Source organism: Rathayibacter sp. AY1C1 (genome assembly GCF_002932105.1).
Classification (GTDB): domain Bacteria; phylum Actinomycetota; class Actinomycetes; order Actinomycetales; family Microbacteriaceae; genus Rathayibacter.
Map to the genome: position 1 here is coordinate 153,955 of NZ_PSWH01000003.1, position 17,896 is coordinate 171,850.

Below are 17,896 nucleotides of genomic sequence, written 5' to 3' on the forward strand. Positions count from 1 at the left end.
CCTCGCATGACGGAGACGGTGATGGGTGCGGTCGCAGCGCACTTCGGTCGCGACATCGACCGCACCCTCGCCAAGCTCGCCGGCATCATCGCTCACGCCCGCGAGCGCTCGGTCGACCTGCTCGTGCTCCCGGACGCGACCCTCGGCGGCTACCTGCTCGACCTCCAGCACCCCGGGCCGGACCTGCCGCCGAGCCTCGAGCTCGATGGGCCGGAGGTCGCCCGCGTGGCCGAGCTGGCGGGCGATCTCACCGTGTGCTTCGGGATCGCGGAGCGCGCGCTCGAGGGCGGTCGCGAGGTCCGCTACGACACCGCGGTCTGCGTGCACGGCGGGCGCGTGATCGGCACGCACCGCAAGGTCCACCTGCCGCTGGGCGAGTCCGAGGCGTACCTGCCGGGTCGCGGCTTCGCCGCCTTCGACTCGCCGATCGGGAGGATGGGGATGCTGATCGACTTCGACAAGACCTTCCCGGAGTCCTCGCGCTCGCTGGCCCTCGACGGCGCGGAGGTGCTGGCCTGCCTCAGCGCGTGGCCCGCGAGCGTGACCGACCGCTCCGATCGGATCCGCAACGACCGCCAGGCCCACCTGTTCGATCTCTACGACTGCGCCCGCGCCGCCGAGAACCAGGTCTACCTCGTCTCCTCGAACCAGACCGGCGTGCTCGGCGGCCTGCGGTTCCTCGGGCAGGCGAAGGTCGTGGATCCGGCGGGAGAGATCATCGCGAAGACCTGGGCGAAGGGCGGGCTCGCGCTCGCCTCCGCTGACGTCGCCGGCTCCGTCGCCCGCGCCCGCCGCACGATGCACCACCTCCGCGACCGCGCGGAGCACGCCTACCGGAGCTGAGATGCGGATCTGCCTGCTGACCTACTCCACCCGGCCGCGCGGCGGGGTGGTGCACACCCTCGCCCTCGCCGAGGCGCTCGCGCGCGCCGGACACGACGTCACGGTGCGCACGCTCGCCCGGGGCGGCGACGACTCCTTCTTCCGCCCCGTCGATCCGTGCGTGACCGTGCGGGTGGTGCCCTTTCCGCACCGCGAGGGCGAGCCGGTCGGCGCCCGCATCGTCCGGTCCATCGCCGCGATGGCCGAGGCCCTGCGGGGCGAGGACGCCCCGGTCGTCCACGCGCAGGACTGCATCTCGGCCAACGCGGCGCTCGCCGCCGGACTCGCGCCGATCCGCACGATCCACCACCTGGACGACTTCACCACCCCGGAGCTGCGCGCCTGCCACGACCGCGCCGTCCGGCTCCCCCTGACCCGGCTGTGCGTGTCCGCTGCGGTCGCCGAGGAGGTGCGCGCCGGCTGGGGGCTGCTGCCCGACGTGATCCCGAACGGTGTCGACGCGGCGCGGTTCGCGGCCGCCGTCGACGATCCGCTGACCGGGGGGTGGCGGGCCGAGCTCGGCCCGTACCTCCTCGCCCTCGGCGGCATCGAGCCGCGGAAGGGCAGCATCGAGCTGCTCGAGGCGTGGGCTCTGCTGCGCGAGCGCGGCCACGACGTCGCGCTGGTGTTCGGCGGCGGCGAGACCCTGTTCGACTACCGCGAGTACCGGGCTGCCTTCGACCGGAGGGCGGCCGAGCTCGGGATCGCTCCGGTGATCCTCGGCACCGTTTTGGAGGAGAGGCTCGCTCCGCTCGTCGCCGGCGCCTCCGCGCTGGGCTTCGTCTCGGTGAAGGAGGGGTTCGGGCTGGCGGCGATGGAGGCGCTCGCCGCGGGGGTGCCGGTCGTGGCGCGGGAGCTGCCGGTGATCCACGAGGTGTTCGGGGACGCGGTCCGCTACGGGCGGGACCCCGCCTCCTTCGCCGACGCGCTGGAGGAGGCCCTGACGCTGCCCTCGCCGGACGGCCGGGCCCTGGCCGCCTCGCACTCCTGGGACGACGTCGCGGCCGCGCATCTGCGGTTCTACGAGCGGGTGCTCGACGGCTCGGTTCAGAGCTCAGGAGGAACTCCTCCGGACGGGCCGGGATCCGCGCGAGCAGGCGTGCCCGGATGACTCCGTCCTGCCGCCTGGACACGATCGGGCGCCGCCGGTGACCCGCCGGTCGATCTCGCGCATCGTCACCGGTCTCGCCGACGCCGATCCCGACCGGATCGTCGCCGTGGCCGACGAGGGCGCGCTGACGGCGGGGGAGCTCGACCGCGAGAGCACCCGCCTCGCCCGCGCCTACCGCGATCTCGGCGTCCGGACCGACGACCTCGTCACCGTCTCGCTCTCGAACTCGCTGGACGCGCTCGTCGTCTGCGCGGCGGTCTGGAAGGCGGGCGCCGTGCCGCAGCCGGTCTCGACCGGGCTGTCGGCGGCGGAGCGCGCCGAGGTGGAGCGGATCGCGCGGCCGGCGCTCGTCATCGGCGCGCCCTCCTCCTCCGCTGTCCCGTGGCGCGCGGGCGACTGGCGGCCCGGGCCGGAGGTGCCGGCCGGCTCGCTCGAGGACCGGTGGGCCTCGTCCTGGAAGGCGCCCACCTCCTCCGGCAGCACGGGGCGGCCGAAGGTGGTGCTGGCCGCGGGCCCGGCGCTGCTGGATCCGGACGCGCCGGTCGCGCCGTTCCTGCCGCGCGAGGGCGTGCAGCTGGTGAGCGGCCCGCTGATGCACTCGGCGACCTTCACCTACGCCTTCCGCGGGCTGATGACCGGGCAGCGCCTGGTGCTGCTGCCGCGGTTCGACGCCGCCCGGGTCCTCGCGGCGATCGAGGAGCACTGCGTCACCTGGACCCTGCTCGTCCCGACCACGATCCGCCGCCTGCTGGCTGCGCCCGAGCGGTCGGGGGCGGACGTGTCCTCGCTCGCGACGGTGCTGCACCTCGGAGCGCCCTGCGCGCCCGCCGACAAGCGGGCGCTGATCGGCTGGCTCGGCCCGGAGCGGGTGGTCGAGGTCTATGCGGGCAGCGAGTCGAACGGACTGACGATGATCACGGGCCGGGAGTGGCTGGAGCACCCGGGCAGTGTCGGACGGCCGATCAGCGGGACGACCCTGCGCATCCTGCGGGAGGACGGCACGGAGGCTCCGACCGGCGAGCTCGGCCGCATCTGGCTGCACCGCGGCGAGGCCCCCGCCTACCGCTACCTCGGCGCGGGCTCGCGGCGGACGGAGGAGGGCTGGGACACCCTCGGCGACGTCGGCCGCGTCGACGGGGACGGGTGGCTCTGGGTGGTCGACCGCGCCGACGATCTGATCCTCCGGGGCGGAGTGAGCGTCTGGCCGGCCGAGGTCGAGCGGGTGCTGGAGGCCCTGCCCGGAGTCCGCGGGGCGGTCGCCTTCGGCGTGCCGGACACGGAGCTGGGGCAGGCGGTGGAGGCAGTCGTCGACGTGGGCGACGCGGGCGTGGACCCGGCCGGTCTGCTCGCTCGGGCGAACGCCGAGCTGGGCGCTGAGCGGCGCCTCCGGGCCCTCCGGATCGTGCACGAGCCCGTTCGGAGCGACGCGGGCAAGGTCCGTCGCTCCGCGCTCGCCCCCGTGGCGCAGACGCTCGGGACCCACCGTTCCGCCGGCACCCCGGATGGGCCAGAGTAGGCCCTGCGCCCCCGCGCACCGACCCCAGGGAGACCCGATGAAGTACATGCTGATCATGCGCGCGACCGATGCGGCGAAGGAGGCCTACGCCTCGATCCCGTTCGACGAGATCATCACCCGGATGGGGCAGTACAACGAGGCGATGATCGAGGCGGGCGTGCTGCTCTCGGGCGACGGCCTGGCCGACGACGTCGCCTCCTCCGGCTTCGTGGTCGACTTCTCCTCCGAGCCGCCGACCGTCGTCGACGGCGCCTACGGCCCGACCGAGTCGCTCTTCAACGGCTTCTGGATCATCGGGGTCGACTCCAAGGAGCAGGCCCGCGAGTGGGCGCTGCGCTGCCCGCTGGTGCCCGGCAACCGCCTCGAAGTGCGCCGGATCACCGACGAGAGCGACTTCGCGGAGTTCGCCGACAACGAGTACGTGCAGAAGGAGGCCGGCTGGCGCGAGGACGAGGCGGCGCGCGCCTCCGGGGACTGACGCGGCGGCGGGCGTCACGCCTCCGTGACGACGCCCGCCTCGACGTGCCAGTGCCGCGTCAGCTGCACCGTCTCGAGCATCCGCCGGTCGTGGGTGACCAGCAGCAGGGTGCCCTCGTACGCCTCGAGCGCCTCCTCCAGCTGCTCGATGGCGACGAGGTCGAGGTGGTTGGTCGGCTCGTCGAGCACCAGGAGATTCGTGCCGCGGGCCTGGAGGAGCGCCAGGGCGGCCCGGGTCCGCTCGCCCGGCGAGAGCTCGCCGACGCGGCGGCCGACGTGGTCGGCCTTCAGCCCGAACTTCGCCAGCAGCGTGCGGACCTCGGCGGTCGGCCACTCGGGCACCAGCGCCTCGAACGCGTCCGCGAGCGGCACGTCGGCGGCGAGCATCCCGCGGGCCTGATCGATCTCGCCGATCGCCACGCTCGCTCCGAGAGAGGCGCCGCCCTCCTCCGGCTCGGCGCGGCCGAGGAGGAGCGACAGCAGCGTCGACTTGCCGGCGCCGTTGGGCCCGGTGATGCCGATCCGGTCGCCCGCGTCGACCTGGAGCGACACCGGCCCGAGCGTGAAGGCGCCGCGGCGGGCGACCGCGCCGTTCAGCGTCGAGACGACCGAGCTCGAGCGCGGGGCGCTGCCGATCGTGAAGGCGAGCTGCCACTCCTTGCGCGGCTCCTCGACCTCCTCGAGCCGCGCGATCCGGCTCTCCATCTGGCGCACCTTCTGCGCCTGCTTCTCGCTCGACTCCGCCGAGGCCTTGCGGCGGATCTTGTCGTTGTCGGGGGCCTTCTTCATCGCGTTGCGCACGCCCTGGCTCGACCACTCCCGCTGGGTGCGGGCGCGGGAGACCAGGTCGGCCTTCTGCTCGGCGAAGTCCTCGTACTTCTCTCGGCGCTGGCGCCGCGCGGTCTCGCGCTCCTCCAGGAACGCGTCGTAGCCGCCTCCGTAGACCCGGTTGGTGCCCTGCGCGAGATCGAGCTCGAGCACGCGGGTGACGCTGCGGGCGAGGAACTCGCGGTCGTGGCTCACGAGGACCGCGCCGCCGCGGAGTCCGCGGACGAAGGCCTCCAGGCGCTCCAGGCCGTCGAGGTCGAGGTCGTTGGTCGGCTCGTCGAGCAGCACCACGTCGAAGCGCGAGAGCAGCAGTGCCGCGAGGCCCACCCGCGCCGCCTGCCCGCCGGAGAGGGATGTCATCGTCGAGGAGGCGGCCGCGGCTCCGAGCGACAGGCCCAGGTCGGCCAGGACGACCGGGGTGCGCTCGTCGAGGTCGGCCGCGCCGCTCGCGAGCCAGCGGTCGAGCGCGAGGGCGTAGCGGTCGGCAATCGAGCCGTCGGGATCGGGGTCGGCCAGGGCGGAGGCGGCGGCGTCGAGCTCGGCGGAGGCCTCGGCGCAGCCGGTGCGGCGCGCGATGTAGCCGGCCACGGTCTCGCCCTCGCGGCGCTCGTGCTCCTGCGGCAGCCAGCCGACGAAGGCGTCGCCCGGCGCGAGCACGACGGAGCCCTCGAGTGGAGCCGTCTCGCCCGCGAGGATGCGCAGGAGAGTCGACTTGCCGGCTCCGTTCGCCCCCACGACGCCCACCACGTCCCCGGGGGCGACCGTCAGGTCGAGTCCGTCGAACAGGGTGCGGTGCGCATAGCCTCCGGAGAGGCCCTTGGCGACGAGGGTGGCGGTCACCGGTCCAGCGTAGGCGCGGGCGACTCGCTAGACGGCCTGGTGATCAGCCGGTCTAGGATGTGCGGATGAGCGACACGAGCCTGCGGAGCGGCGCCGGGTACTGGTACCCGGACGAGTCGTCCACCCGGCGTGCGGTCGAGGTGCTGAGCGCCATGCGCACGTACCGCGTCTCCGAGGTCTCCATGCGCCGCCGCACGCGCGAGCGGATGGCGATGGGCGAGACGGACCTGATCGCCATCCAGTACCTGCTCCGCCAGCAGCGCAAGGGCGAGCTGGTGACCGGCAAGGACCTGGCCTCGCACCTCTCCATCTCGTCCGCGTCGACCACGGTCCTCATCGACCGCCTGGTCCGCAGCGGCCACCTCGTGCGCAAGCCCAACCCGACCGACCGGCGCGGGATCGTCGTGGAGGCGACCGTCGACAGCGACGACGAGGTGCGCGCCACGCTCCAGGAGATGCACCGCCGGATGCTCGAGATCGCCGAGGACCTGGACGCCCCCGAGGCCGAGGTCGTCGTCAACTTCCTCCGCCGGATGAGCGCGGCCGTCGACGAGATCGACGCGGAGCACGGCGACGGGCACGATACGGACGAAGCGGACGACGCGGAACCCTCCGCAGCGAAATAGCTAGACGGACTAGTAATAAGCCGAGGGGCCTATAGTCTGGCGGCATGGGTCAATTCCTCTACGGCACTCCTCCCGCCGTCATCGAGATCGAGGACCGGACCCTGGCCCACCTCCAGATCGTGATCTACGCGAAGTTCCGCCGCGACGAGCGCTTCAGCCTCACCCTCGACTCGATGCCCGAGGGCGCGCGCGGCCGCCACTCCTTCTGGATGAACCCGAACATCGCCCTGCAGTTCCACTTCGCGGGGAGCCGGCAGCCGACGATCAACCCGACCTGGGTCGAGCTCCTGATGGACGCGGCGAACAGCGGCGGCGGGCTGCGCCTGCTCCCCGAGCCCCCGTCCTGACCCGGTCCCGGTGAGGCCGACCCGGCCCGGACGACCGCGGAGCTTCCTGCACGACGGTGGATCCGCAGCACCGGCCTCCTGCGACAGCGCACGTGCCCCCGGCCGCCCCGTCTCCTAGGGTGGAGCGGGCGCCGCGGGGCGTGCGGAGGGCGGGGGACATGCGCAGGACGGTCATCGGAGCGACGGCACTGGCCGGGGTGCTCGCGCTCGCGGGGTGCTCGGCGCCCGCTCCGGCTCCGACGGTCACGGTCACCGTGTTCGCCACGGCGACGCCGACTCCGGTGCCGGACCCGACCGTCACGGCGGCGCTCCCGCAGGCGACGGCCACGGTCTTCGCACCGGTCCCCGAGGCGACGGTCACCTTCACGCCGAACGCGACGCCGGACATCCCCGAGACCGCCTTCGCGGTCGACAACGGCGCGGTCCCCGGGGCGAACGGCGAGCCGACCCGCGATGGGGAGGGGGACATCGTGAGCTACACCGTGGTGCAGGGCGACACGTTCTTCGACATCGCGCAGCGCTTCGGGATCCCGGTGCAGCAGCTGCTCCGGATGAACCCGACGATCGCCGGAGCCGGCGAGGCGGTCTACATCAATGCAGTCATCAACCTCGACGCGAGCACGCTGGGCTGAGCGGAGCGGCGAGCCGCGGAGGCGGTCGCCCGGAGCGACCCGGCTACTGCGACTTCGGCAGGACGTGGAACGCGACGGCCAGCGATCCCGAGATCATCAGGATGCCGCCGACGAAGAGGAATCCGGCGATGTCGGGCAGCAGGAACGAGTTGCCGAGAACGAGGATCCCGCCGAGGAACAGCACGAACGAGAGGACGACGCCCAGACCAGTCATGCCCTCATCGTACGCAGGTCACGGGAGCAGGAGGTCCGCGAGCTCCTCGGCACCGGACACGAGCGCGATCGTCCCGACCGCCTCGAGCGGCGATCCGTAGCCCCACTCGACCATGATCGTCGGCACGCCGTGGGCGGCGGCGCCCTGCACATCGTGCTCGCGGTCGCCCACCATCACCGGCGCCGAGAGGTCGACGCCGAGCTCGCGGAGCCGGCGCAGCGCCTCCTCCACGACGTCGGCCTTGGCGCTGCGGACCTCGTCCTCGGAGGCGCCGCAGATCACCGTGAAGTACTGCGCCAGGCCGTAGTGCTCGAGGATGCGCGTGGCCGCCGACTCCGGCTTGGAGGTCGCGAGCGAGAGCGGCACGCCGGCCTCGGCGATGCGCGCGAGCACCTCGGGCAGCCCCGGGTAGACCGAGGAGTCGAACAGTCCGCCCGCGTTGTAGCGGCGGCGGTAGACCACGAGCGCCGCCTGCGCCTCCTCGACGGTCATCCCGCCGAGCTCGCGGAACGCCTCGAGCAGCGGAGGGCCGACGTAGGCCAGCAGCTCGGCCGGAGCGGGCACGGGGCGGCCCAGCTCGACGAAGGTCTCGACGAGGGTGCCGGTGATGCCGGGGGCCGAGTCGGTGATCGTGCCGTCGAGGTCGAAGAGGATGCAGGACCAGGTGCCGGCGCGCGCGTCGAGGCCGGTGGCGGCGAGGGTCGTGTCGGACATGGCGGGCTCCTGACCTCGGAGGACGGGGTGACGCCGGCGCTGCCCCGCCGGGGGCCACACTCTACGGCCGTTCGGCGTCCAGAGCCCGTTCGACGAACGAACGGGTGACGACCTGGGCGATCGAGCCGGGGTCGAGCTGCACGGCGACGAAGTCGGCGGTGCGGATCAGCGCGAAGGCCTCGCGTCCGGGGAGGACCAGCATCTGCACCTGCGGATGCTGCTGCCGGGGGACCGCGGTGCGCACCTCGTCCGTGGAGGTGAACAGCGGCAGGACCTGCTCCCCGGTGGTCGTCGCGACGGTGCGGACGTGCGGCACGCCTCCGGGCTGGGAGCCCGTGACGTCGACCACGAGGGAGCCGTCGAGGCAGGCCTCGAGCAGCCGGTCGACGGCCTCGGCGGTGGGAGCGGCGACGAGCGCCTCCAGTGCTTCCCGAGCCTCCGCATTGCGGTACGGACCGGGTCGCGCCGGGCGTGCAGGGGGTCCGCCTCGTCGTGCCATGACTCCACGCTAACGAAGACCGGGGCGTGATCGGAATCGCCGGGTCCGGTTCCCGGGAATGCGCGCGATCGGTGTCCGGAATCGTTACGGCCGTCTGCGGACACCGTGTCCTCTATTCGACGGCTGGTGGCGAACAGCTCGATTCCGCCCTGATTGCCTCCGCTTATCCTGAACATTCCCCTCGACATGGCGCGAGAAAGGGACGAATGGCGCCATTCATGGCGCACTCGATTGTGAAAGGGGGTAATGTCTCTTCCGGTCCGGGTCGAGACAGTCCGGTCCCGCGAACTCCAGGAGGAAAAGTGGCCCAGAAGATCACGCTTGTCGACGATATCGACGGAACCCTTATCGATTCCGGTGACGGCGGTACCGTCCGCTTCAGCATCGAGGGCGCCAACTACGAGATCGATCTCGGCCCCGACAACATCGCCGAGCTCCACTCGGCGCTCGAGAAGTTCGTCTCGAGCGCCCGCCGCGTCGGCTCGCGCCCCGCGGCCGCCACGAGCGTCGCGACCGCCTCCAAGAGCGACCCCAAGCAGCTCAAGGCCATCCGCGAGTGGGCGAACGCCAACGGCCACCCCGTCTCCGACCGCGGACGCATCCCCTCCGAGGTCCAGGCCGCCTACCAGGCCGCCCACAAGTAGCGGCCGCCGGGCTCTCGGCCCGGTGAGACGCCGCATTCCCGGGCCTCGCGCCCGGTGAGCGGAAGGCCCCCGTGATCCGATCGCGGGGGCCTTCGCCGTGCCTGTCGCCGTGTCTGTCAGAACAGGCGCGTGTGGGAGTCGTCGGTGCCGCGCATGGCCTCGTAGTCGAGCACCACGCAGCGGATTCCGCGGTCCTCGGCGAGAGTCCGCGCCTGCGGCTTGATCTCCTGAGCGGCGAAGACTCCCGTCACCGGGAAGAGGTGCGGATCGCGATTCATCAGCTCGAGATAGCGGGTGAGCTGCTCCACTCCGTCGATCTCGCCGCGGCGCTTGATCTCGACGGCGACGGCGGCTCCCGAGGAATCGCGGGCGAGGATGTCGACCGGGCCGATCGCGGTCATGTACTCGCGCCGGACGAGAGTGTGCCCCTCTCCGAGGAGGCCGATCTGCTCAGCGAGAAGGCGCTGGAGATGCGACTCCACTCCGTCCTTCACGAGTCCCGGATCGACGCCGAGCTCGTGCGCCGAATCGTGCAGCACCTCGTGGATCGAGACGACGAGAGCGTCGCCGGTCTTGCGGTGCGCGACGGTCCACTGCTGCGTCACTCCCGCGGCGCGCGCCTCCTCGTCGGGCTCGCCCGTGATCAGCGTGCAGGGCGGGCTCATCCAGTTCAGCGGCTTGTAGGAGCCGCCGTCGGAGTGGATGAGGACGCTCCCGTCGGCCTTGACGAGCAGGAGGCGGGTGGCGAGCGGGAGGTGGGCGCTGAGACGGCCGGTGTAGTCGACGGAGCAGCGCGCGATGACGAGACGCACCCGTCGAGGATAGACGGCGCGGCTCCGGCGGGCTCCCGGCTCAGCGCGCGGCGACGGGAGGCCGGCGGCCGAGCGGAGGAGCGGGCGGCGGCACCGAGAGCGAGGCGCGCAGCGCGACCGCGAACTCGGCCGGCGCCTCCGCCCACGGGTGGTGGCCGCTCGACTCGATGACGGCCAGGCTCGCCTGCGGCAGGAGCGCGGTGAGCGCCTCCAGAGCGGCGACGCCCGTCACCGGATCGTCCTCGCCGCCGAGGACGACCGCGGGGCAGTCGAGGCGCTGCAGAGCGTCGCGGATCGCCGCGGTGTCGTCGGAGCCGGCGGGAGTCGTGTGACCGGCAGCCCGGTCGTCGATCCCGAGCCAGGCGGTGCCGGGGGCGATCAGGAGCAGGTGGGCGACGCGCTCGGGCGCGTCCACGGCGGCGAGCAGGACGGCGCGGCAGCCGGAGTCGTGCGCGGCGAGATCGAGCTCGTCGACGCCGAGGTGGCGGCGCAGGTCCTCCACGTCGGCGGCCGTCGTGGCCGGGGGAGCGGGAGGCAGCTCCGCGGAGCCGCCCACTCCGCGCGGGTGCAGCACGAGGACGCGGCGCGTGCAGGCGATCGAGGCGAACGAGCCGAGGTAGGAGGGGTGGCGCTCCGGCTCACCGGGGACGACCACCAGGGGCCGCCCCTGACCGGCTCCGTGCTCGTCGACGTGGAGCAGGGCGCCGTCGCGCGCTCGGTACCGCATCCGCTCCCCCTCCGCCGCCGTCCTGGGAAGCCTAGGGGGAGGCGCGCCGGGGCGCCCGGGCCCCACGGGGGCTTGCGGAGGCGCGTGGAGCGGGGCGGTCAGCTCCGTCGGCTGCGGGCGGCGGGGGAGGCGAGCCCGGCGACGACCACCAGGGCCAGCACCAGGAAGAGGGCGTTCAGCAGGCCGTAGTGCTCGCCGAGGAAGCCGATGGCCGGCGGTCCGACCAGGAACGCGACGTAGCCGAGCATCGCCACCGCGCTGACGCGGGCGGCCGAGTGCGGCCCCTCCGCCGCGGCCGACATGCCCACCGGGAAGCCGAGCGAGCAGCCCAGACCCCAGGCGACCGCGCCGACGACGACGAGCGCGTCGACCGGGGCGAGGATGAACAGCAGGATGCCGACGATCGCGAGCCCGGCGGAGGCGCGCAGCACCGGGACGCGGCCGAAGCGGTCGAGCACGGGCCCGCCGATCACGCGTCCGACGGTCATGGCGGCGACGAACACGCCGAACACGACGGCGGCGGTCGTCTTGTCGGTGCCGTGGCCGTCGACCATCGCCAGGGTCAGCCAGTCGTTCGCGGAGCCCTCGGCGAAGGCCATGCCCAGCATGATCAGGCCGATGAGGACGAGGCGGCCGTCGCGCCAGACGCCGAGGGAGGCGGCGACGCGCTCGCGGACCGGCGGCTTCACGGTGGTCGCCGCGCCGGAGGTGTCGAGCTCCTCGCGGACCGGGACGAAGCGGATCGCGATCACCGCGGTCACCGCGATCACCACGGCGATCGCGCCGAGGTGGACGGCGACGGGCACGGCCAGGGCGGAGGCGCCCGCGCCGATCAGCGCGCCGGCCACGGTGCCGAGGCTGAAGAAGGCGTGGAACAGCGGCAGGAGCGTCTTGCCGAAGGCCTTCTCGTTGGCCGCTCCCTCGACGTTCATCATCACGTCGACCGCTCCGTTGCCGAAGCCGAGCATCGCCATGCCGGCGAAGGCCGCGGGGAGGACGCCGATGACGTCGGCCGAGACGCCCAGCACCGCGAGCCCCGCCGCCGAGACGGTGAGGCCGAGCGCCATGCCGCGCCGGGCGCCGATCGCGCCCATGACCGGCGTCGAGAACGCGAGTCCGACGATCGCGCCGATCGACATCGAGAGGATCAGCAGGCCCACTCCGGCGGTCGAGAGCTGGAGCTCGTCGCGGATGGCGGGGGTGCGCGAGACCCAGGTGGCGATCGAGATCCCGCTGAGGACGAAGATCGTGAAGACGGCGTTGCGCCAGGCGACCAGCTGCGGGCGCGTGAGCGCGGACGTCGAGGTCATGGCGGTTCTCCTGGTGCGGGCGGGATCCGGACACCGGATCGAGAGGCACGGTCGAATCGATTCGAAGCGAGCCGGTCTAAGCTATCCGGAACCCCGGGGACGGTCAACCGACGACGAGCGCGCCGCCCCCACGAGGAGGAACGTGGAACCCCGCAAGAGCCCCCGGCCGACGCTCGCCCGCGTCGCGAGCCGGGCCGGAGTGTCCCCCTCCACCGCCTCGCTGGTCTTCAGCGGCTCCGGCCCCGTCTCGGAGGCCACGAAGGAGCGGGTGCTGCGCGCGGCGTCCGAGCTCGACTACGCCGGCCCCGACCCGCGGGCGCGCTCGCTCCGCCGCGGCCGCTCGGGGATCGTGGGGGTCGTCGTGGACGAGCGGATGCTGCACGCGTTCCGCGACCCGATCAAGATCGCCATGCTCGACGGGATCGCCGACGTGCTCGGCGGGGTCGACGCCGGGATCCTGCTGCTCACCGAGACCGGCGACGGCGCGGGCCTGCTGGCGACGGCCCCGGTCGACGCGATGATCCTGGTCGGCTGCAGCCCGTCGGTCGACGACTCCGTCGCCGTGCTGCGCCGCCGGGGGGTGCCGGTCGTCGTGGTCGAGGGCCTCTCGGAGCTGGGCGGCGCCGTGATCTCGCTCGACAACCGCGAGGCCAGCCGGACCCTCGCGGAGCACCTGCGCGAGCTCGGCCACGAGCGGGTCGCGGTGGTCGCGCTCCCGTTCGCGAAGGACCGCCGCCGCGGCGCGATCCCGGCCGGCTGGCGCTCGAGCCCCAGCATCACTCCGGTCGACCGCCTCCTCGGCGTGCAGGACGTCTTCCCGGAGGCGTCGGTCGTCGCCGCCGCGGCGAGCTCCGTCGACGAGGGCGTCGCCGCGGGCCGCACGCTGCTCGAGGGGGCGGAGCCGCCGACCGCGGTCGTCGCGCAGAGCGATCTGCTGGCCGCGGGCGTGATCCTCGCGGCGGAGGAGCGCGGGCTGCGCGTGCCCGAGGACCTCTCGGTGGTCGGCTTCGACGGCGTGCAGGTGCCCGGTCTCGCGGCCGAGTACGACCTCACGACGATGGCCCAGCCCGCGGTCGAGAAGGGCCGTGCGGCGGGACGGGCCGCGGTCGCGCTCCTGGCCGACGAGGAGGCGGAGGCGGTCTGCTTCCACGCCGTCTTCCACCGCGGGAACACCAGCGCACCGCCGCGCTGACCGGAGTTGTCCACAGGCTTCTCCACAGGGGAGGAGTGCGGTCAGCGGAGCCAGACGTCGCTGCGGACCCGGAGCCCGAGGGTGACCGCGCGGGCGCCGAGGAAGCCGACGGCGAAGGCGAGCCAGAGCGCGAGGAGGCGCCATTCGGCGGGCGCGGCGGGGGCGAGCAGGGCGAGCGGGACGAAGACGGCGAGGTTCGCGAGGCCGCTGAGCGCCAGGTAGCGGCCGTCGCCGGCGCCGATCAGCACGCCGTCGAGCACGAAGACGTAGCCGCCGAGCGGAGCGGTGAGGCCCACGACGGCGATCGCCGCGGGCAGCAGCCGCAGCACCTCCGGGTCGCTCGAGAAGACGTACGGCAGGACACCGCTCAGACCGGTGACCAGCGCTCCGAGCACTACACCCGCACCGATTCCCCAGGTCACACAGCGTTTCGTGACGGCTCGGGCCTGCTCGGCGTCGCCCGCGCCGAGGAGGCGGCCCAGCAGCGCCTGCGCGGCGATCGCCACCGCGTCGAGGGCGAAGGCGACCGTCGAGAACAGCGTCATCGCCACCTGGAAGGCGCCCAGCTCCTCCACCCCGAGCGAGGTGGCGGTCGCGACCGCGAGCAGGATCGCCGCGCGGAGGCTCGCTGTGCGCAGCAGCATCCAGCCGCCGGATCCCGCGGAGGAGGCCAGGCCCGCGAGGTGCGGCCGCAGCGGCGCGCCGACCCTCCGGGCGAGCCGCAGCGCGACTCCCGCGTAGGCCGCGAGCATGGCCCACTGCGCGATCACCGTCCCCAGTGCGGAGCCGGTTATCCCCAGGCCGGCCGGGTAGATCAGCACGGCGTTGAGAGCGGCGTTGAGAGCGAATCCGCCGGCGGCGATCACCAGCGGAGTGCGGGTGTCCTGGAAGCCGCGGAGGAGCCCGGTGAGCGCGAAGACGCCGAGCATGGCGGGGATCCCGGCCATGCTCACCGCCAGGTACCGCACGCCCGCCTCGGCCACAGCCGGCTCCGCGCCGAAGAGCGCCACGACGGCCGGAGCGGTCAGCGCGCCCACCACGGCGATGCCGGCGCCGAGGAGCAGGGCCAGCCAGCCGCCGTCGATCCCGGCCGCCACGGCCCTCCGCTCGTCGCCCTCGCCGAGGGCCCGGCCGACCCGCGGAGTGGTGCTGTACGCGAGGAAGACCATCAGGCCGACGATCGTCTGCAGCACCGTGCCGCCCAGCGCGAGCCCGGCGAGCGGGACGGCGCCGAGATGGCCGACCAGGGCGGAGTCGGTGAGCAGGAACAGCGGCTCGGCGACCAGCGAGCCCAGCGCCGGGACGGCGAGCCGGAGGATGCTGCGGTCGAGGGCGGAGGTCACCGCTCGACGCTAGCGGCTGCCGCAGCTCCGGGACGGGCGTACCGTGGGCGGGATGCAGCGCTTCGGGATCGGGCTGGCGGCCGTGGGCCGGCCGGCGTACATCACGGCAGGGCGCGACGACGACCTCGGCCCCGCGGCCGAGCGGAGCGTCGACGCGCTGCGCGAGCGCACGCACCTGCTGCTCGACGCGGCGTGGGACGCCGGCGTCCGCTTCCTCGACGCCGCGCGCTCCTACGGGCGGGCGGAGGAGTTCCTCGGCGGCTGGCTCGCCCGGCATCCGGAGCGGCGGGCGGCGCTCACGATCGAGTCGAAGTGGGGCTACGAGTACGTCGGCGGGTGGGCGATGGATGCGCCGGTCCACGAGCGCAAGGAGCACTCGGTCGCGATGCTCGACCGCCAGTGGCCGCTCACGCTCGACGCGCTCGGCTCGGCGCCCGACTCCTACCTCGTCCACTCGATCACTCCCGAGAGCCCGGCCCTCACCGACCGCCCGCTGCTGGACCGACTGCGCGGCCTCGCCGGCTCCGGAGTGCGCGTCGGCCTCTCCACCAGCGGACCCGAGCAGGCGCGCGTGATCGAGCTCGCCCGCGCGATCCCGGAGTCGCCGTTCAGCGCGGTCCAGAGCACCTGGAACCCGCTCGAGCAGTCCGCGGGCCGGGCGCTCGCCGCCGCGCACGACGACGGCTGGCTGGTGGTGGTCAAGGAGGCCCTCGCCAACGGGAGGCTCGTGGCGCACCCGATCGAGCACGCCGGCGCCGCGCCGGACGCCGTCGCCCTGGGGGCCGTCCTCGCGCAGCCCTGGGCCGACGTCGTGCTGAGCGGCGCGGCGACTCCGGAGCAGCTGCGGGCCAACCTGCGCGCGCAGCCCCGGGAGCTCCCGGACCTCCCGGCGCTCGCCGTGGATCCGGTCCGCTACTGGGCCGAGCGCTCCGCTCTCGACTGGACCTGAGAGCACTCGAACGAAGTGGTGCGTGCGCTCCGGCGCCGCACGGGATAGCGTTCCTCTCAGCGCCCCGTCTGCCCTCTCTGCGAGGGCTGGCGCGCGGATCGGCCCTCGTGATATCGCCCGAGGGGATCCGCCCCGGCCCGCCACCCCTCTTCGAGTGCGGGCGAATCGAGCTTTCGATTCTCAGGCGATCCGCAGGTTACGGGCGGGGTGACGGCAGTGCCAGAGGAAGCGGGGCGCGCGGGCTTAACGGGGGGTGACGCATCGGCGGGCTATGCCGGGGAGGCCGGACGGCCGTGGTCCGAGGGGTCGATCCGGATGGCGCACTCGAGGAGCTCGGCGCTCCTCCACAGGGCGCGGATCAGCGCGGGCATCCCCGGGAGCGATCGTCACGATCCCGAGCCCTCAGGACTCGGCGCCCCGCCGGACCCGCAGCCGCGTCTCCTCGAGGTCGAGCAGCGACTGGGCGTCGCGGAGGATGCGCTGCGGGTAGGCGCGGCGCGAGCGCGCGTCCAGCAGCGCCTCCCGCTCGGCCGCGACCACGGCGAGGCGCAGCGCTCGGTAGAGGCGGTGCGGAGTGTCCGCGACCGACCTCTCCGTGCCGCGCGAGCGCTCCCAGGCGGCCTCGGAGCGGAGGAACGACGTCTGCCGCACCCGCTCCAGGACGTCCGGAGCAACGCCGTCGGCGCCCTCGACGGCGTCGCCCGGGTGCTCCAGCACCGAGAGGCCCTTCTCGGTGATCTCGTCGAGCAGGCCCGCGAGCGCCCGCTGGTCCTCGGGCACGTCGATCCCGCGGATGCCCAGCGCGCGGATCAGCAGCGGCAGCGTGCTGCCCTGGATCAGGAGGGTCGCGACGGCCACGGTGAAGGCGATCAGCACGAGCTGCGGACGGTACGGGATGTCCTCGGGCAGCGACTGCGCGGCCGCGAGGGTCACCACTCCGCGCATCCCGGACCAGCCGAGCACCAGACCGCCGCGCCAGCCGATGCCGTTGCGGCTGAAGTGCCGGTAGTCGCTGCGCCGCAGCAGGTAGCGCCGCTTCGCCCGGCCGCGCTCCTCCTTCGGCAGCTCCTGCGCCTCGGGCGACTCGAGCAGCTCCTTCTGCTCGCGGGCCCGGCGCTCGGCCCGGCGGGTCTGCCAGCGCTCGCCGAGGAGGACCGGGCCGACCCAGAGGAAGCGCACGACGATCAGCCCGACCACCGCGATCAGGCCGATCCCGACCGCTCCGGGCACGGAGAGGCGTGCGCTGTCGGCGTCGTGGATCAGCGAGCGGATCTCGAGCCCGATCAGCAGGAACACGCCGTTCTCGAGCAGGAACTGCACGGTCCGCCAGTTGATCCGGTCGTTCACCCGCGACTGCGCGGTGAAGGCGCGGGAGGAGGCGTGCCCGGTGTGCAGGCCGGCGACGACCACGGCGAGCACGCCCGAGGCGCCCAGGCCCTCGGCGGGGATGAACGCGACGAAGGGGACGATGAAGGAGAGGACGGTGTTGAGCACCGGGTCCTCGAGCCGCGAGCGGACGAAGACGGTGACGACGCTGGCCACGAACCCGACCACGACGGCCACGACGACCGCGTAGAGGAAGTCGCCGATCGCGGCCCACGGCGTCGCGAGCGTCCCGGCGGCGGCGGCGAGGGCCGAGCGGAGGAGCACCAGCGCGGTCGCGTCGTTGATCAGCCCCTCGCCCTCGAGCAGGGTGAGCAGACGCGGCGGGAGGCCGAGCCGCCGGCCGACCGAGGTCGCGGCGACCGCATCGGGCGGGCTGATGATCGCGCCCACGGCGATCGCCAGGCCCAGCCCGAGCTCGGGGAGGAGGAGGAAGAGGAGCGCGCCGACGCCGGCCGCCGAGATCAGCACCAGAACGACCGACAGGCCGGTGATGGTGGTGAGGTTCCGGCGGAAGTCGATGAACGGGACGCTGAGCGCCGCCGCGTACAGCAGCGGCGGCAGCACGCCGTCGAGCACCCACTCGTGAGGGACGACCACCTCCGGAACCCCGGGGATGTACGAGAGGCCGACGCCGGCGAGCACGAGGACGATCGGGGCGGCGACGCCGAGGCGCCGCGAGAAGACGGCGACCGCGACGAGGACCGAGACGCCGACGATCGCGGCGATGCCCAGCTCCATCAGCGGAGGCTCTCGAGGGCGCAGAAGGGCATGGTCTCGTCTCCAGGGGGTGGCGGGCGATCGCCCGCCACCCCCTGGAGACGAGACCATGCCCTTCTGCGCCCTCGAG

General features: G+C 73.7%; 19 protein-coding genes. 10 read left to right on the top strand and 9 right to left on the bottom strand.

Going from position 1 to position 17,896, the window contains the following annotated elements:
• Window positions 1–6 precede the first annotated feature (6 nt).
• Genes C5C71_RS02825 through C5C71_RS02840 form a run of 4 tightly spaced genes read left to right on the top strand, consistent with a single transcriptional unit; the run spans window position 7 to window position 3,987 of the window.
• On the top strand, window positions 7–843 hold the full coding sequence (locus C5C71_RS02825; protein WP_104222633.1) for a carbon-nitrogen hydrolase family protein: 837 nt from the start codon (window positions 7–9) through the stop codon (window positions 841–843).
• 1 nt (window position 844) lies between these two features.
• Window positions 845–1,993: an MSMEG_0565 family glycosyltransferase gene (locus C5C71_RS02830; protein WP_104337112.1), complete on the top strand. Its 1,149-nt coding sequence runs from the start codon at window positions 845–847 to the stop codon at window positions 1,991–1,993.
• A 37-nt stretch (window positions 1,994–2,030) separates the two neighbouring features.
• Window positions 2,031–3,509 carry an AMP-binding protein gene (locus tag C5C71_RS02835; protein ID WP_104337113.1) on the top strand — a complete coding sequence of 493 codons (1,479 nt, stop codon included), beginning with the start codon at window positions 2,031–2,033 and terminating at the stop codon, window positions 3,507–3,509.
• 37 nt (window positions 3,510–3,546) lie between these two features.
• Entirely contained in the window at window positions 3,547–3,987 is a 441-nt protein-coding gene (locus C5C71_RS02840; RefSeq protein ID WP_104222630.1) for a YciI family protein, read from the top strand.
• A 14-nt stretch (window positions 3,988–4,001) separates the two neighbouring features.
• Here C5C71_RS02840 and C5C71_RS02845 read toward each other — a convergent pair whose 3' ends face one another.
• On the bottom strand, window positions 4,002–5,654 hold the full coding sequence (locus C5C71_RS02845) for an ABC-F family ATP-binding cassette domain-containing protein (protein WP_104337114.1): 1,653 nt from the start codon (window positions 5,652–5,654) through the stop codon (window positions 4,002–4,004).
• Between the two features lie 65 nt (window positions 5,655–5,719).
• Between C5C71_RS02845 and C5C71_RS02850 the strand changes: the two genes are divergently transcribed.
• The 3 genes from C5C71_RS02850 (at window position 5,720) to C5C71_RS02860 (ending at window position 7,259) form a co-directional block, all read left to right on the top strand.
• The gene (locus C5C71_RS02850) at window positions 5,720–6,280 is read left to right on the top strand and encodes a MarR family winged helix-turn-helix transcriptional regulator (protein ID WP_104250276.1); all 561 of its coding nucleotides are present in this window, start codon (window positions 5,720–5,722) and stop codon (window positions 6,278–6,280) included.
• A 44-nt stretch (window positions 6,281–6,324) separates the two neighbouring features.
• Window positions 6,325–6,627, top strand: coding sequence for an ATP-dependent DNA ligase (locus C5C71_RS02855; RefSeq protein ID WP_104225758.1), 303 nt, complete (start codon window positions 6,325–6,327; stop codon window positions 6,625–6,627).
• Between the two features lie 158 nt (window positions 6,628–6,785).
• The gene (locus C5C71_RS02860) at window positions 6,786–7,259 is read left to right on the top strand and encodes a LysM domain-containing protein (protein WP_104222627.1); all 474 of its coding nucleotides are present in this window, start codon (window positions 6,786–6,788) and stop codon (window positions 7,257–7,259) included.
• A 43-nt stretch (window positions 7,260–7,302) separates the two neighbouring features.
• Here C5C71_RS02860 and C5C71_RS17450 read toward each other — a convergent pair whose 3' ends face one another.
• From C5C71_RS17450 to C5C71_RS02870, 3 genes are all read right to left on the bottom strand, one after another.
• A complete protein-coding gene (locus C5C71_RS17450) occupies window positions 7,303–7,473 on the bottom strand; it encodes a hypothetical protein (protein WP_159911733.1) in 171 nt (56 codons plus the stop codon).
• A gap of 18 nt (window positions 7,474–7,491) precedes the next feature.
• The gene (locus C5C71_RS02865; protein ID WP_104222626.1) at window positions 7,492–8,187 is read right to left on the bottom strand and encodes an HAD hydrolase-like protein; all 696 of its coding nucleotides are present in this window, start codon (window positions 8,185–8,187) and stop codon (window positions 7,492–7,494) included.
• A 61-nt stretch (window positions 8,188–8,248) separates the two neighbouring features.
• Complete coding sequence (locus tag C5C71_RS02870) at window positions 8,249–8,686, bottom strand: SseB family protein (RefSeq protein ID WP_104262595.1); 438 nt, start codon at window positions 8,684–8,686, stop codon at window positions 8,249–8,251.
• 302 nt (window positions 8,687–8,988) lie between these two features.
• Here C5C71_RS02870 and C5C71_RS02875 point away from each other — a divergent pair, with 302 nt between their 5' ends.
• Window positions 8,989–9,330 carry an Lsr2 family protein gene (locus C5C71_RS02875; RefSeq protein ID WP_104222624.1) on the top strand — a complete coding sequence of 114 codons (342 nt, stop codon included), beginning with the start codon at window positions 8,989–8,991 and terminating at the stop codon, window positions 9,328–9,330.
• A gap of 116 nt (window positions 9,331–9,446) precedes the next feature.
• Here the strand turns inward: C5C71_RS02875 and nucS are convergent, their stop codons facing one another.
• From nucS to C5C71_RS02890, 3 genes are all read right to left on the bottom strand, one after another.
• Window positions 9,447–10,142 (bottom strand): endonuclease NucS, encoded by a 696-nt coding sequence (gene nucS, locus C5C71_RS02880; protein WP_104222623.1) that lies wholly within the window; start codon window positions 10,140–10,142, stop codon window positions 9,447–9,449.
• A gap of 40 nt (window positions 10,143–10,182) precedes the next feature.
• The gene (locus C5C71_RS02885; protein WP_104308166.1) at window positions 10,183–10,869 is read right to left on the bottom strand and encodes an alpha/beta fold hydrolase; all 687 of its coding nucleotides are present in this window, start codon (window positions 10,867–10,869) and stop codon (window positions 10,183–10,185) included.
• Between the two features lie 98 nt (window positions 10,870–10,967).
• A complete protein-coding gene (locus C5C71_RS02890) occupies window positions 10,968–12,179 on the bottom strand; it encodes an MFS transporter (protein WP_104225755.1) in 1,212 nt (403 codons plus the stop codon).
• 142 nt (window positions 12,180–12,321) lie between these two features.
• On the opposite strand from C5C71_RS02890, the gene C5C71_RS02895 reads away from it, so the two are divergent.
• Entirely contained in the window at window positions 12,322–13,371 is a 1,050-nt protein-coding gene (locus C5C71_RS02895; RefSeq protein ID WP_104335426.1) for a LacI family DNA-binding transcriptional regulator, read from the top strand.
• A gap of 41 nt (window positions 13,372–13,412) precedes the next feature.
• On the opposite strand, the gene C5C71_RS02900 is transcribed toward C5C71_RS02895, so the two are convergent.
• On the bottom strand, window positions 13,413–14,714 hold the full coding sequence (locus C5C71_RS02900) for an MATE family efflux transporter (protein ID WP_104337115.1): 1,302 nt from the start codon (window positions 14,712–14,714) through the stop codon (window positions 13,413–13,415).
• A gap of 52 nt (window positions 14,715–14,766) precedes the next feature.
• Between C5C71_RS02900 and C5C71_RS02905 the strand changes: the two genes are divergently transcribed.
• Complete coding sequence (locus C5C71_RS02905) at window positions 14,767–15,663, top strand: aldo/keto reductase (protein ID WP_104333203.1); 897 nt, start codon at window positions 14,767–14,769, stop codon at window positions 15,661–15,663.
• A gap of 402 nt (window positions 15,664–16,065) precedes the next feature.
• Here C5C71_RS02905 and C5C71_RS02910 read toward each other — a convergent pair whose 3' ends face one another.
• A complete protein-coding gene (locus tag C5C71_RS02910) occupies window positions 16,066–17,787 on the bottom strand; it encodes a sodium:proton antiporter (protein WP_104337116.1) in 1,722 nt (573 codons plus the stop codon).
• Window positions 17,788–17,896 lie beyond the last annotated feature (109 nt).

Coding starts and splice junctions, on each gene's coding strand:
- C5C71_RS02825 (WP_104222633.1), top strand. CDS start 7: ATGACGGAGACGGTGATGGGTGCGGTCGCAGCGCACTTCGGTCGCGAC.
- C5C71_RS02830 (WP_104337112.1), top strand. CDS start 845: ATGCGGATCTGCCTGCTGACCTACTCCACCCGGCCGCGCGGCGGGGTG.
- C5C71_RS02840 (WP_104222630.1), top strand. CDS start 3,547: ATGAAGTACATGCTGATCATGCGCGCGACCGATGCGGCGAAGGAGGCC.
- C5C71_RS02850 (WP_104250276.1), top strand. CDS start 5,720: ATGAGCGACACGAGCCTGCGGAGCGGCGCCGGGTACTGGTACCCGGAC.
- C5C71_RS02855 (WP_104225758.1), top strand. CDS start 6,325: ATGGGTCAATTCCTCTACGGCACTCCTCCCGCCGTCATCGAGATCGAG.
- C5C71_RS02860 (WP_104222627.1), top strand. CDS start 6,786: ATGCGCAGGACGGTCATCGGAGCGACGGCACTGGCCGGGGTGCTCGCG.
- C5C71_RS17450 (WP_159911733.1), bottom strand. CDS start 7,473: ATGACTGGTCTGGGCGTCGTCCTCTCGTTCGTGCTGTTCCTCGGCGGG.
- C5C71_RS02865 (WP_104222626.1), bottom strand. CDS start 8,187: ATGTCCGACACGACCCTCGCCGCCACCGGCCTCGACGCGCGCGCCGGC.
- C5C71_RS02870 (WP_104262595.1), bottom strand. CDS start 8,686: ATGGCACGACGAGGCGGACCCCCTGCACGCCCGGCGCGACCCGGTCCG.
- C5C71_RS02885 (WP_104308166.1), bottom strand. CDS start 10,869: ATGCGGTACCGAGCGCGCGACGGCGCCCTGCTCCACGTCGACGAGCAC.
- C5C71_RS02890 (WP_104225755.1), bottom strand. CDS start 12,179: ATGACCTCGACGTCCGCGCTCACGCGCCCGCAGCTGGTCGCCTGGCGC.
- C5C71_RS02905 (WP_104333203.1), top strand. CDS start 14,767: ATGCAGCGCTTCGGGATCGGGCTGGCGGCCGTGGGCCGGCCGGCGTAC.
- C5C71_RS02910 (WP_104337116.1), bottom strand. CDS start 17,787: ATGGAGCTGGGCATCGCCGCGATCGTCGGCGTCTCGGTCCTCGTCGCG.